The organism is Gammaproteobacteria bacterium (assembly GCA_035501935.1).
GTDB lineage: Bacteria > Pseudomonadota > Gammaproteobacteria > JAJPIJ01 > JAJPIJ01 > JAJPIJ01.
The window spans coordinates 74,030-87,161 of sequence record DATJVC010000024.1; the positions used below are offsets into that span (position 1 = coordinate 74,030).

General features: G+C 57.4%; 12 protein-coding genes. 6 read left to right on the top strand and 6 right to left on the bottom strand.

The features are described from left to right. Window positions 1–4: 4 nt before the first annotated feature. From VMH34_06275 to VMH34_06295, 5 genes are all read left to right on the top strand, one after another. Complete coding sequence (locus VMH34_06275) at window positions 5–865, top strand: YihY/virulence factor BrkB family protein (protein HTT08379.1); 861 nt, start codon at window positions 5–7, stop codon at window positions 863–865. After that, a complete protein-coding gene (cax, locus tag VMH34_06280; protein ID HTT08380.1) occupies window positions 865–1,923 on the top strand; it encodes a calcium/proton exchanger in 1,059 nt (352 codons plus the stop codon). The genes VMH34_06275 and cax overlap by 1 nt, the downstream gene beginning before the upstream one ends. Window positions 1,924–2,180: 257 nt before the next feature. After that, window positions 2,181–4,181, top strand: a complete 2,001-nt coding sequence (locus tag VMH34_06285) for a DUF1631 family protein (protein ID HTT08381.1) — start codon at window positions 2,181–2,183, stop codon at window positions 4,179–4,181. A gap of 263 nt (window positions 4,182–4,444) precedes the next feature. Next, window positions 4,445–4,699 carry a hypothetical protein gene (locus tag VMH34_06290; GenBank protein HTT08382.1) on the top strand — a complete coding sequence of 85 codons (255 nt, stop codon included), beginning with the start codon at window positions 4,445–4,447 and terminating at the stop codon, window positions 4,697–4,699. Between the two features lie 215 nt (window positions 4,700–4,914). Further along, window positions 4,915–5,277 (top strand): hypothetical protein, encoded by a 363-nt coding sequence (locus VMH34_06295; protein ID HTT08383.1) that lies wholly within the window; start codon window positions 4,915–4,917, stop codon window positions 5,275–5,277. Between the two features lie 60 nt (window positions 5,278–5,337). Here VMH34_06295 and crp read toward each other — a convergent pair whose 3' ends face one another. After that, complete coding sequence (gene crp, locus VMH34_06300; GenBank protein ID HTT08384.1) at window positions 5,338–5,991, bottom strand: cAMP-activated global transcriptional regulator CRP; 654 nt, start codon at window positions 5,989–5,991, stop codon at window positions 5,338–5,340. 108 nt (window positions 5,992–6,099) lie between these two features. Next, window positions 6,100–8,394: a mechanosensitive ion channel domain-containing protein gene (locus VMH34_06305; GenBank protein HTT08385.1), complete on the bottom strand. Its 2,295-nt coding sequence runs from the start codon at window positions 8,392–8,394 to the stop codon at window positions 6,100–6,102. Window positions 8,395–8,556: 162 nt separating this feature from the next. Between VMH34_06305 and VMH34_06310 the strand changes: the two genes are divergently transcribed. After that, window positions 8,557–9,438, top strand: a complete 882-nt coding sequence (locus VMH34_06310) for a dihydroorotate dehydrogenase electron transfer subunit (protein HTT08386.1) — start codon at window positions 8,557–8,559, stop codon at window positions 9,436–9,438. A gap of 30 nt (window positions 9,439–9,468) precedes the next feature. Here VMH34_06310 and VMH34_06315 read toward each other — a convergent pair whose 3' ends face one another. Genes VMH34_06315 through VMH34_06330 form a run of 4 tightly spaced genes read right to left on the bottom strand, consistent with a single transcriptional unit; the run spans window position 9,469 to window position 13,071 of the window. Next, window positions 9,469–9,666 carry an oxidoreductase-like domain-containing protein gene (locus VMH34_06315; protein HTT08387.1) on the bottom strand — a complete coding sequence of 66 codons (198 nt, stop codon included), beginning with the start codon at window positions 9,664–9,666 and terminating at the stop codon, window positions 9,469–9,471. 54 nt (window positions 9,667–9,720) lie between these two features. Beyond that, a complete protein-coding gene (locus VMH34_06320; GenBank protein HTT08388.1) occupies window positions 9,721–10,779 on the bottom strand; it encodes a PilT/PilU family type 4a pilus ATPase in 1,059 nt (352 codons plus the stop codon). Window positions 10,780–10,820: 41 nt separating this feature from the next. Continuing rightward, a complete protein-coding gene (locus VMH34_06325) occupies window positions 10,821–11,984 on the bottom strand; it encodes a PilT/PilU family type 4a pilus ATPase (protein HTT08389.1) in 1,164 nt (387 codons plus the stop codon). A 49-nt stretch (window positions 11,985–12,033) separates the two neighbouring features. Then, window positions 12,034–13,071, bottom strand: coding sequence for a type IV pilus twitching motility protein PilT (locus tag VMH34_06330; protein HTT08390.1), 1,038 nt, complete (start codon window positions 13,069–13,071; stop codon window positions 12,034–12,036). Between the last annotated feature and the right edge of the window lie 61 nt (window positions 13,072–13,132).

The following is a 13,132-nucleotide window of genomic DNA, read 5'->3' on the forward strand; positions in this document are numbered from 1 at the left end:
CACCATGTCTGGATCGCCGCTGTTTCGCATCGGTTTCTGGCGGGAGGTGCTCGTCGATTTTTTGCATCACAAGGGTCTGTTGCTCGCCGGCGCCATCGCCTATAACACCCTGCTGTCTCTGGTGCCGCTGGTGGCCGTGCTGCTTGTGGTGGCCTCGCGTTTTTTCGATCGCGGACTGTTGACGTCAATCATCACCACCGAACTTGAATTCATCCTGCCCGGACAGTCTGGAACCTTCGCCAGCGATTTCAACCGCGTGATCGAAGATCGTTATCTGGTTGGCGGGATCGGTACCGTGGCGGTGATTTTCTTCAGTTCGATGACTTTCCGCACGCTTGAGGATGCGCTCGCCATCATCTTTGCGCGCACTCCGGGGCACCGGCGCGCGTGGGTTTCGGCATTCCTGCCTTTTGTCTTCATCTTCATCCTGACCGCCGGTCTGCTAGCGATTACCGGCCTGTCTGTCACGCTAATGTCTTACTCAGCACACAGCACATCGGCCCTGGCCGAGCATCTCGCCTCGGCCCAGGCCAATGCCCTGCTACTCTACTTGGGTGGATTATTGGGACTGGCGACCACCATGGCGGCTATCTACTGGCTCATGCCGGCCGTGCCGGTGCGGGCGCACCGGGCCCTGGTTGGTGGAATAATCGCCACTGCATTGTGGGAGGCCACGCGCCGCATGCTGGTGTACTATTTCAGCAATATTTCCATGGTGAATTCGCTGTACGGTTCGGCTGCGGCCATCATCATCATTCTGTTGTGCATGGAGATCGGCGCCATCATTCTGCTGTTGGGCGCCCAGACCATCGCCAACCTTGAACGCCATGATCGCGGTTCAATAGTGTTTTCAGGGAGCGGATGATGCTTAATCTGCTGCTGTTGTGTGTCCCAATCGCATTTTATCTCCAGCACACTCATGCCGATCCGGCCTGGATATTCGCCACCTCGGCCGCAGCCATCCTGCCACTGGCCGGATGGCTGGGCAGGGCCACTGAACATCTCGCCGAGGATCTGGGCGAGGGGCTGGGCGGCCTCCTGAACGCCACCTTCGGCAACGCCGCCGAACTCATCATCGCTGTCATCGCGCTCAAGGCCGGCCTGCACGATGTGGTCAAGGCCTCCATTACCGGCTCCATCATCGGAAATATTCTTCTGGTATTGGGCCTGAGCATGCTATGTGGGGGAATGCGCCACACACGTCAAGTGTTCAATCGTGGCGCCGCAGCCATGGGGGCTTCTTTGCTTACACTGAGTGCCATCGGTCTCATCGTTCCGGCGCTGTTCCACTACTTGGCTGCCGGGAGCGCGGCGGCACATGAGGCGGGATTAAGCCTTGAAATAGCCCTGATATTGTTCGTCACCTATCTGCTGAGCCTTCTCTTCACGCTGAAAACCCACCGTCATCTGTATGTCGGGGAGGCCAGCCTCGAACACGATCAGGCCCTGGGCGTGGCGGGCTGGAGCCGCGGACAATCCTTGGCCGTTTTGATCGTGGCCACCGTTTTTGTCGCCCTGATGGCGGAATTGCTGGTGGGGGCCGTGGAACCGGCGGCCAAGACGTTGGGCATGACCGAGGTTTTTGTCGGCGTCATTCTGGTCGCCATCATCGGCAACGCCGCCGAACACAGTACGGCGGTGCTAATGGCGCTGAAAAACAAGATGGACCTCGCCTTTGGTATCGCCATCGGTTCCAGCCTTCAGATCGCCTTGTTCGTCGCCCCCTTGCTGGTATTCATTAGTTATACCCTCGGGCCCTCTCCGCTAAGCCTCGTGTTCACACCCTTTGAGGTCTTCGCCGCCGTGCTCGCAGTGGTGGCAGTCAACGTCATCATCCTCGACGGAGAAAGCAACTGGATGGAAGGCGTACAATTACTGGCTGTTTACCTCATCGTCGCACTGGCATTTTATTTTCTGCCCTGACTTCCCGGTCGACATTTCATCGCCATACGGGATTTGAACAAATTCACATTTTTCTCCGAACTGCGCAATTTTTCCGCGGGCATTTTTACCAAGCCGGTCACAAAATGGACAATCCTTTCTAACTTTTGCCGTATTGTCTGCCATAGTTTTCATTGGCGGGTTTTTGACAGCGTTGCAGTATGCTGAGCATGGCCCGCTGCCCGTTGTTTCGACGGGCACCAAAACCAGATTAAGGCGGTACCAACGAGAGTTGTCATATGAACGTGATCAACACGGGCAACCGTGAGGGTGCGCGTCGTGAATCCCATCGGGATTCCCCCGTTGGTCAAACGCCTGCCCAAACGTCAGCACAGAAACATCATGGGTTGCTTGAAGCCGTTCGCGCGCAGTGTGCCAATCATGTGCAGTCGTCGCTCAGAACCCTGTTCGACAAGGCTGATGACCTGCTTTTTGATCTGGCGCGGAGATCAGAAGATTATCATGTAAAACGCGAGTATTTCGAGGCGATGCAGGCGATTCACCGGCAGCGCGGGCAAATGGAGGACCACTGCAAAAGTGAATTTCTCTCCGCCTTTGATCAATGCCGCCTGCACCCGTCGCCGGCAGCCGTTTCACCCACCCAGGTGAAGTCTGATTCGATCGATGACGACATCACCAGAGGGCAATTGGCCATCGCCTTTCTGATTGAAAACGCGGAGCGGGGCGCCCGGGAAGAACTTCATGCCCTGAATCAGCGGGTGGGCATATTGCTTGGAAGGCCCGGACTTCCAGCCAGGGACAATCCTGCCGGACCCGCAACTGTTGGCGTTACCGTCAAAACCGTAATGTCCCAAGTTTGTGCGAGCGGCTTTATCCGTCTGCTGTTATTCGCCCTCTTTGATCGCCACGTGATGGGGCGCCTGCAGACGCTCTACCGTATCTTGAATGAATTTCTCATTGACCATCAGATCCTGCCGGAAATCCCGATGCCGGTTCAAAAGCCGGAGGCCGCTGCAAACGCTGCGGCGGGTGATTTACCCTCAGCCGTTTTCGATCTCTCTGTGATTGCGGCTGGAAGTTCTCGTATCGAATCGTCCTGGCTGTTGACGGGAGCAAGCACGCCACTTCCACCCGCCGCCGTCAACACGAAGTTGGTGGAAGCGCTGACATCACTTCAGCGCGGCGTGTACCCGACTCCTGAGGCGAAGGTAGGACGCGTTGCCTTCAACGTGGTGCGCGATATAAAAATCCGGGGCTTCCTGCCCCGAATGGATCAGGCCGATGACGCAAAGTTCGATCTGGTGGCCATGTTGTTTGATTATTTCTTGAACGATGAACAATTGCCGGTCGCCCTGCGCGAACGTATCGCTTGTTTGCAAATTCCTTTTTTGAAAACTGCCTTCATCGACAGCAATTTTTTCATCCTCAAAACCCATCCGGCGCGCCAGTTGCTTAATACGATCACCCGGGCAGGCCTAGAAAGCATGGGGACTCCCGCGTTGCTGGAGGCCCTGTTGGGTTTGATCGATCGCACCGTGCAGCGGGTTCGGGATGAGTTCGCGGAAGACATCGCCCTCTTTGCCACTTTACGGATGCAGTTGGAGCAAGACATTGCCGCGGTCCGGCGTGAAAGCTCTGCGGCCGGCCCATGCACAATCCATGCGCCACCGGACCAGCCCCGGCATGAGGACGCCAAGCGAAAAATTCGCGCTTTGATAGACAGCCGCCTGGATCACCCATCACAGTCCACACCGGCCATTCATGAGTCCGTACGCAGCTTTATCCTGACCCACTGGCAACACCTGCTGATCCAGCATTTTCTCCTGGGGGGGGAAAATGGCGCTTTGTTGAACGATGCCATTCATACAATGGATGATCTGATCTGGAGTACGGCACTCAAACACGATGCCACTGAACGCGCGCGGCTGCGACAGTTGCAGCCCGATTTGATCCGGCGCTTGGAAACAGGCATGGGGGAGATCGCCCTGCCGCCCTTCGCGCGCAGTAGATTTCTGGAAAAGCTGGCCAAGTGCCATGCCAAGGCCGTGGGTCTCGAGGCCGGTGAAAATAGGAGTTCAGGAACGATCAGCGAAGACGTCTCATTGGCGATTGCCGCGGCCATGCTTGAAGATTCCCCCCAGTCAGCCGGTAAAAAACCAGACCCGGAGGAGATCACCACCCCTAGGGAGGTTTATCTCAAAACTGTAAGGGCTGTCGTGTCCGCCGATGCCGCCGTTTTCGGCGCGGTGGAATCCGATCCTAAAGACAGACGCGTATAATAGGGTGGCTGCTGTAACCGGCGGTCCGTGTCCGGCATCTAGGTGGTGGGTGGGTTATTCACAACCCCGAATTAAGTTCTCTTTGGATGAACTCGCCGGGCGGTCACCGGGTCACATTACGGTCACTTCCGGATGATATTTGTTTAAAGAGGGTTAGGCTCTGAGTTGTTGGCGGTGGTATAAGCCAGCCGCCCGCAACAAGAGCAAATATAGTACTGCTTAAGCATCAACCAACATTAACCGTCAAAGGAGAGCAATCCATGATTACCACGAAAAAACTGACCGGCGCCGTTCTGGCTACTGCGGCTGCAATGTTATTTGCGGCTGCGCCCATCACCAGCGTGTCAGCGGCGGATAGCGGCGTGCATTGTATGGGTGTCAACGCCTGCAAGGGACAGGGTGCCTGCAAGTCAGCGAGCAACGCCTGCAAAGGCCAGAACGCTTGCAAGGGCAAGGGCATGACCATGATGGGTAGCGAGAAGGAATGCACCGATAAAGGCGGCAGTGTCGCCAAATAGGTTCCTGAGTACTTCTCCAAGTACAGAGGGGCGGGGTGTATCCACCGCCCCTTTTTTATTCCATTGATTAATTATAGTAATTTCATGGCGTTACATTCTGCTCTGGACTATTTGCTTGACCTACTTGACAGTTCATAATACAAAGCATATGCTGCATCGCAATATGTTGCAGTGCACCATTAACCTGACACGAATAGCAAATGGAGTCATTACACATGAAAAACCCCGTCATTAGTTACCTGGCCGAGACCGTTGACCTTTATGGCAGTGCAGTCGAACTCAGTTTGCGGGCGAGCAAGATATTACAGAATGCGGGCGAACGCGCCCTCCGCGAGCAACTCGCCCTGATGCAATCAAGCCTGACTCACTTTGAGCCTGCATCTCAAGCCGAATCTCAGGACATGTTTGCGGCGCAAACCTCTATGATCAAGGGCATCCGCGAACAATGGACGGCGACCACCCAGAATCTGCTCAAAATTCAGCAGGAGACGGGTGCTGAGATCAAGGCGTTGTTCAACGAAGGCACCGCGAAGTTCTCTCCTGAAGCCGTCGGCAAGCGATTTGCCCAGGCCGCCTAGCCGCTCAATGGGTTGTCCTGGTTGTCCTGCCGGATGCGGATGCATCCGGCAGGGTGCAGCCTAGCCTCCGGGTCGGCGCAAGGCTGCGCCGAATACCAGAATAGTCTTGCCCTGTACGCTGATCAGGTGGCGAGCCTCCATTTCCTTCAACACCCGCCCGACCATCTCGCGGGAACATCCGACGATGCGCCCCAGTTCCTGTCGCGTTATACGCACCTGCATGCCTTGCGGGTGAACTATGGCATCGGGCTCATGACAGAGATCGATCAGCGTGCGGGCGATCCGCCCCGAGACATCCATGAACACCAGATTGCTCAATTTGAGGTTCGCGGAGCGCAGCCGGTTTGCCAGCTGCCCGCTCATCGCGATCAACAAATCCACAAAAATATCCGGCAATGCGCGCAAACGGCTGTAGCTAATCTGGGCCACCTCGCAGCGGCTGCGCGCACGCACCACCGCCGTACGACCCAATTCCTGATTGAACAATCCGATTTCACCAAAGAATTCGCCGGGGTAAAGATAGGCCAGCACGAATTCATGGCCCTGCTCGTCTTCAATGAGCACGGTGACGGATCCGCTCAAAAGGTAAAACAAATCGCCGCCGGGCCCGCCCTGGCGAATGATCGTGGATTTGGCAGGAAATGTATGCCGGTGACAATGCTCCAGTAAACGCTGCAGCAGCTGGTTATTGACGGCGTTTTTTTCCATGGTCATCTTGATCCTTGGCGTCAAAGAGACAATCGCCGCAGTATATTCTCTACTCGAACAAGGCACGCGTCCATATGGGCGCGGCCGGTCGCGCCGGCCTTCTGAATTTTTGGATCACGTTGGCGTTGCCGGCTCCGTTTTACCGGTCACCGGGATGTCGATGCCCTGCGCTGCCATGGTGCGCAGGATGGCCTTTCTTACTTCGCTCCCGACACGGCCTTTATCGTTGATATCCGCCAGTTGGAAACCCAGCAGCAGTTCCACGCCATGATCGCTGAAGTTGTTCACCATCACTGTCGGTTCCGGGTAGCGAGATACGCGGGGATGCCGCTTGGCGCAGTCGAGCAACAACAATTCCACCGTGTCGATATCCGTGCGGTAGCTCACCGTCAGGCGGATTTCGACTCGGCTGGCGCGGCTGTGGTGCGTCCAGTTGACCACGGCGCTTTGCAGCAAATCAGCATTGGGAATGATTACGGAGGCCTGCTGGCCGGTTTCGATCTCAGTGGAACGCATCCGAATGCGACGGATGACGCCTTCGTGCTCCTTGACGGCGACGGTGTCACCAACCTTCACCGGCCTTTCGAGGATCAGGATGATGCCGGAGATGAAATTATTGACGATGTTCTGCAAGCCAAAGCCGATGCCGACCGATAACGCACCGGCCACCACGGCCAGGCCGGTCAAGTTGATGCCCAACGTTGAGACAGCTGCGAGCAACGCCACGCCCACGCCAAGGTAACCCAGACTGGAGGTGATCGCCGCGCGTACGCCGATATCCAGTCCCGTGTTTGGAAGCAGGCGGAACTCCAGGAAACGCTGCACTGTTCGCGTGACCATCAGAAGCACGGCAAAAACGAGGATCGCCAGCAGTATGTCCGCCAGCGAAAAATGGTAGGAACCCACGGTGACGCCCCTGAAGGTGCCGAGCAGCCACTCAAAGAGGTCGGCGGGAGGAATGCCCCAGAGAATCAACCCGGCCAGCACCCCGATGAGCGCCAACAACAGGTCGATGCCGGCCAGTCTCCAGACGTTCATCAACCGGCTGGTCCGCTCATTCCGAGTCAAAACATGACTGGCGGCGTGCATGACGCCCTCCGGGGACGCGGCCAGATGTGCGGAAAACTCCCGCAGCAACGCGCGCAACACCATCATGCTTCCGACCATCAGCAGCGTGTAGAGGGTGTTATGTAAAAGATAATCTGCCAGTGCCGCATAACCCAGCACATTGGCAAACAAGGCGATGACAGCAATGATCCCTAGCAACGCGCGCAAATATGTTGACAGCGCCGAGGTCGGCGGCGGGCGGGCGCCTTCCTTGAACCTTTCCGGCACGGATTGCGCCGTCTGCAAAAGTTTCGCCGGCAGCGACGAAAGTAAGACTAGGGCAAGAAACAAATTCAGGATGAATGAGTGCAATGAGAGGAATTCGCCCGGTTCGTTGATTTGATCGAAGAACGTGACCACCGCCATGTTTATTGCAAATAACAGCGCCAGCGCATTGAGACGCCAGCCGATCTTGGCCGAAGCCTGCTCGCTGATGGGCGACACCCGCCAGTTTGGCACATCCGGAGAGAACGCAGCCTGCACCAGCGCCGAGGCTATGAGATAGAACACAATGGCGGTGAGCAGCCCCCATGGCTGGGGCACATCGACGAACCGGTCCACGACCAGCCACCATGACGCCGAAAACGGCAAAACGACCGATACCACCGGGATCAGTCCGCCACCGATGCCTTCGGCAGCGGCGGCAATCCAACGCCGCCCATAGCCGGGATGCGCGATGGTTGGATCGCGTCCATAGCGCCGCAGGATACGTCGCCGCAACGTGCGCCCCAGCATGACGGCGATTATGATCCCCGGGATGACCAGCGGCAGTACGATAAGGTTGTTTTTGCCCTCTTTGATCACATCGCGTCGATGCAATTGCCTCGCGAAGGACGCCACCTGTGAACCGGCATTAAGCCAGGTATCCAATTCATAAGGTGGCGGCAATCGCACCTGAAGATCACTGGTCCGGCGCTCGAATTGCCGCGCGGAGATGTGGCGCAGCACGCTTTCACTGCGGGTGATGACGAGATCGCACTGTTTGATCTGGCCCTCCAGATCGGCGAGCGCCCGATTTAACTGGATTCGGCGCGATTTGATCTCCGGTGTTTCGTCAGGCACGCCGCCCCCCGGTGCTGGCCCCAGAGCCTCGAGCTGGTCCCGCAGTTCCCCCACGCCGCGGGTGATTTCACGCCGGCGATTTTCGGTCTGGGTGCGCACCTCGCCGATTTGCGCCCGTAGTTTTTCAGCAATTGCCGGCGTCAGTGGCTGATCGACATGTGTCTCAACCTCTCGCAGGACGCGGTCCCACTCCACCGCCTGTTGCGGAAATTTTTGTTCCTGCGGTTGGGCATGGTCCATGCCCACTGCGAGAATGAAAACAGAGCAAATCACGAGAAAGCGAGCCCGGCGCATGAGGAAATTATAGGCTGGCGGCCTCCACATAACCTAGGAGGGTAGTTTCAAACAAAAATCCTGCTACACTGCCGCTCCCTTTGCGCCCACGCAACCTCATCGAGACACATGGCTTACGGCCCCGAACAGCGCGGCACCTTGGTCATTGAGGACGGCGTTGTACAGCGGCAGGATGCCTACTCCGGACTTCAGCACGTCGTGCGTTTGCAGGCCCCGCAAATCGCCGCGCACGCTCGGCCGGGTTGCTTTGTCCATCTGCAATGCGATCCCGCGCTGCCCATGCGCAGGCCTATGTCGTTGATGAGGGTGAATGCCTTCGAAGGTTGGATCGATATCCTTTACAAGCGGCACGGTCTCGGCACCGAGCGGCTGGCGGGTCGCAAACCCGGAGAATACGTGAGCATGATCGGCCCCATCGGCGTGCCATTCAAACTCAAGGAGTACCGCGCCAAACCACTGCTGATCGGCGGCGGTGTCGGCATCCCGCCGATGCTATTTCTGGCCGAGCACATGCGGCAGCAAGGCGCGCCAGTACCACTGGTGCTCATGGGTTCGGAAGTGCCATTTCCGTTTACGCTGCGGCCCTCGACAATTCTGGTTCCGGGGATGCCGGGGGACGTCATTGCCGCCATGCCGCTGCTGGAAGACTGGCGTATCCCCTGCCGTCTGGCAAGTCGCCAGGGTTTTGCGGGCAGCTTTGACGGCACGGTGACCGAACTCGCGCGTCGCTGGTTGAAGGCGCTGCCGGCCTCCGAAAGGAATGAGGTGGAAATCTTTTCCTGCGGGCCAACGTCCATGTTGAAGGCGGTGAAAAAACTCTCGGCGCAATATGAATTGCCCTGCCAGCTTTCGCTGGAGGAATATATGGCCTGCGCCGTCGGTGGCTGCGCCGGTTGCACGGTGCTTGTACAAACCGATGAGGGCCCGGCGATGAAACGTGTTTGTGTCGACGGTCCGGTGTTCGACGCGAAATCCGTCATCTTTCAATAGCCGCAATGCGACCGCGGAAATTCACGGTGTCTAAATACCGTCATCGATGGTTGCCGCGGCGGCGTGTCGCGCGCTGATCTCCTCGCATTTTTGCTGCCACCGCTCACGTGCGCGCTCATAGTAAATCCACACACAGTTGATGCAGCCGCGCCCGCAGCATTCCCCCGCCAGCGGCTCTTCGGGCTTCGGTGGCAATTCCAAATGTGCTTCGATGATGGCGGTGGTCATATCAGAGGATCGTTAAAAACACCGCTTCAAAACCGCCATACTTGAAAGCGGTGTCTAACCGAAGTTGATCTTGGCTTCGAGGTTGGTCCTTGAATCGGCGTTATTCAGCGCCTCTTCCAGCGTGATGCGTTCCTCCTTGTAGAGATTGTAGAGCGCCGTATCGAAGGTCTGCATGCCCTTGGCGCCGCTGCCGTCCATCGCCGCCTTGATCTCGCTGATCTGGCCCTTGAGGATGAGATCGGCGACGTGCGGTGTGTTGATCATGATTTCGATGGCCGCCACCCGCCGTCCGTCCACGCCCTGCACCAGTCGCTGCGAGATCACCGAGCGCACGTTGAGGGCGAGGTCCAGAAACAACTGCTTGTGCAAATCCTGCGGGAACAGGTTGATGACGCGTTCCATGGCCTGATTGGCGTTGTTGGCGTGCAGGGTGGAAAGCGCAAGGTGGCCGGTATTGCACAGCTCCAGCGCTGCCTCCATGGTTTCGCGGTCACGAATTTCGCCGATCAGGATCACATCCGGCGCCTCGCGCAACGACGCCTTGAGCGCGTTGTGATACGACAGCGTATCGACGCCCACCTCGCGTTGATTGACGACGGATTTCTGGTTCGGATGGGAGAATTCCACCGGGTCCTCAATGGTCAGAATATGGCCGGCCATGTTGCGGTTGCGGTGATCGATCATGGCGGCGAGCGTGGTGGATTTCCCCGAACCGGTGGCCCCCACCATGAGGATCAGACCGCGCTTGTGCATCACGAGCGTCTTCAAAATCTCCGGCAGGCCCAGTTCATCGATGGTCGGGATCTTGCTTGGAACCAGGCGGATGACAATGGAGACCTCGCCGCGCTGGCGGAAGACATTGACGCGGAAGCGTGCTGACTTGTCTGGGAGCGAAATGGCGAAATCCGATTCCATCTTTTCCTCGAACCCCTTCATCTGGCGTTCGGTCATGATGGCGTAGGCAGCGGCCTTGACCAGTTCGCCACTCAAAACGGTCTTGCCCACGGAATTGATCTGGCCTTCAATTTTGATCTTGACCGGCGCTCCGGCGCTGAAAAAAAGATCGGAACCCTTTTTTTCGACCAGCAGCTTCAGATACGGCATGATGTCCATGCGTGCGTCCCTACGTTGTTGAGTGGATGTCGGCGCAACGGCTACCGCATCAAGCCCTTCTTTTCCTCTTCCGCCAGCGTCAGGTGTTTGACGTCATCGCGCAGGTCCTTGCCCTTCGCCGCCTTGCCCTCCAGCTTGATGCGCAGGCGCAATTCGTTCATGGAATCGGCGTTGCGCAGGGCGTCTTCAAAGGTGATCAGATCCGCCTCGTAGAGATCGAACAACGCCTGGTCGAAGGTCTTCATGCCGAGCTCATTGGACTTGGCCATGATCTCCTTGATCATGTGGATCTCGCCCTTCAGGATCAAATCGGCGATCAACGGTGAATTCAACAGCACTTCGATGGCGGCCACGCGGCCCTTGCCGTCCACTTTCTTCAGCAGGCGCTGCGAGATCACCGCCTTCAGGTTCAACGACAGGTCCATGAACAACTGCTGGTGGCGCTCTTGCGGGAAAAAGTTGATGATGCGATCAAGCGCCTGGTTGGCGCTGTTGGCGTGCAGGGTGGCCATGGCCAGGTGCCCCGTTTCGGCGAAGGCGATGCCGAATTCCATCGTCTTGCGATCGCGGATTTCGCCGAGCAGGATGACATCCGGCGCCTGCCGCAGGGTGTTTTTGAGCGCGATCTCCCAGTCGTCGGTATCCACGCCCACTTCGCGTTGCATGATGATGCAATTCTTGTGCGGGTGGACATATTCGATGGGGTCTTCAATGGTAATGATGTGACCGAAGGAGTTTTCATTGCGGTGATTGATCATCGCCGCCAGCGAGGTGGATTTGCCCGAACCGGTGCCACCCACCATGATGACGAGCCCGCGTTTGGTCAGGCAAGCCTCCTTCATCACCGCGGGCAGACCCAAACCGTCCAATGTCGGCACCTTGGTTTCGATGGTGCGCAGCACCAGACCGGTGTAGCCTTGCTGCACGAAGGCATTGCAGCGGAAGCGGCCAATGCCGGCCGGCGCGATGGCGAAATTGCATTCCTTGGTGGCCTCGAACTCCTTCAACTGACGGTCATTCATGATGGCGTAGGCCAGTGACTTGGTGTTCTCGGGCGTCAATTTGGTCTTGGACACCGGCGCCACCTTGCCGTCCACCTTGATGGCGGGCGGGAATTCAACCGTGATGAACAGATCAGAGCCCTTTTTGTCCACCATCAACTTGAGCAAATCACGCATGTATTTTATGGCTTGTTCGCGTTCCATTTTTCAACCCCCTCCAGCCGGCAATCCGGTTTCTATGCGTAGCCTGGAATTATTTAAAGGAATCCTTGTTGGCGGCCTTGGATTGGGCCTCTTGGCGACTGATCAGGTTCTTGCTTACCAACTCCTGCAGATTCTGATCCAGCGTCTGCATGCCGAAAGATTGACCGGTCTGGATTGCCGAGTACATCTGCGCGATCTTGTTTTCGCGGATCAGGTTGCGGATGGCGGGCGTGCCAATCATGATCTCGTGTGCGGCCACACGACCGCCACCCGTCTTCTTGCAGAGGGTTTGCGAAATTACCGCCCGCAAAGACTCCGACAACATGGCGCGCACCATGTCCTTTTCCGCCGCCGGGAAAACGTCGACGATGCGGTCGATGGTCTTGGCGGCGGAGCTCGTGTGCAATGTGCCGAACACCAGATGGCCGGTCTCGGCGGCGGAGAGCGCCAGACGGATGGTTTCCAAATCGCGCATTTCTCCGACCAGGATTGAATCGGGGTCCTCGCGCAGCGCCGAGCGCAGGGCTTCGTTGAATCCGAGCGTGTCACGGTGGACTTCGCGTTGATTGATGAGGCATTTTTTGCTGGTGTGGACGAATTCAATCGGGTCTTCGATGGTCAGTATGTGACCGTATTCGTTTTCGTTGATGTGATTGACCATCGCCGCCAGTGTGGTGGACTTGCCCGAGCCCGTGGGGCCGGTCACCAGCACCACGCCACGGGGATATTCGGAGATTTCCTTGAAGATCTTGGGGCATTTCAACTCCTCCAGCGTCTTGATGATGGAGGGGATGGTGCGGAACACGGCAAAGGAGCCCCGGTTCTGGTTGGCGGCATTGACGCGGAAACGCGCCAGGTTGGGGATTTCAAACGAGAAATCGCATTCGAGGAATTCCTCATAGTCCTTGCGTTGCTTGTCGTTCATGATGTCGTAAACGAGGTCATGCACCTCGCGGTGGTCCATCGGCGGCACATTGATCCGGCGCACGTCGCCATCGACGCGGATCATCGGCGGCAGACCCGCCGACAGGTGCAAATCCGAGGCGCCGTTCTTGACGCTGAACGCCAGTAATTCACCGATATCCATCTGTAATCTCCTGGTTTAGCGTAATATTCTCATCTTTTCCGGGTCGGCAGCGTTGCGCCAG

Bases quoted from the DNA above. Each gene is read 5' to 3' on its own strand.
- VMH34_06275 (HTT08379.1), top strand. From the start codon at position 5: ATGTCTGGATCGCCGCTGTTTCGCATCGGTTTCTGGCGGGAGGTGCTC.
- cax (HTT08380.1), top strand. From the start codon at position 865: ATGCTTAATCTGCTGCTGTTGTGTGTCCCAATCGCATTTTATCTCCAG.
- VMH34_06285 (HTT08381.1), top strand. From the start codon at position 2,181: ATGAACGTGATCAACACGGGCAACCGTGAGGGTGCGCGTCGTGAATCC.
- VMH34_06295 (HTT08383.1), top strand. From the start codon at position 4,915: ATGAAAAACCCCGTCATTAGTTACCTGGCCGAGACCGTTGACCTTTAT.
- crp (HTT08384.1), bottom strand. From the start codon at position 5,991: ATGACCATGGAAAAAAACGCCGTCAATAACCAGCTGCTGCAGCGTTTA.
- VMH34_06305 (HTT08385.1), bottom strand. From the start codon at position 8,394: ATGGACCATGCCCAACCGCAGGAACAAAAATTTCCGCAACAGGCGGTG.
- VMH34_06310 (HTT08386.1), top strand. From the start codon at position 8,557: ATGGCTTACGGCCCCGAACAGCGCGGCACCTTGGTCATTGAGGACGGC.
- VMH34_06315 (HTT08387.1), bottom strand. From the start codon at position 9,666: ATGACCACCGCCATCATCGAAGCACATTTGGAATTGCCACCGAAGCCC.
- VMH34_06320 (HTT08388.1), bottom strand. From the start codon at position 10,779: ATGGACATCATGCCGTATCTGAAGCTGCTGGTCGAAAAAAAGGGTTCC.
- VMH34_06325 (HTT08389.1), bottom strand. From the start codon at position 11,984: ATGGAACGCGAACAAGCCATAAAATACATGCGTGATTTGCTCAAGTTG.
- VMH34_06330 (HTT08390.1), bottom strand. From the start codon at position 13,071: ATGGATATCGGTGAATTACTGGCGTTCAGCGTCAAGAACGGCGCCTCG.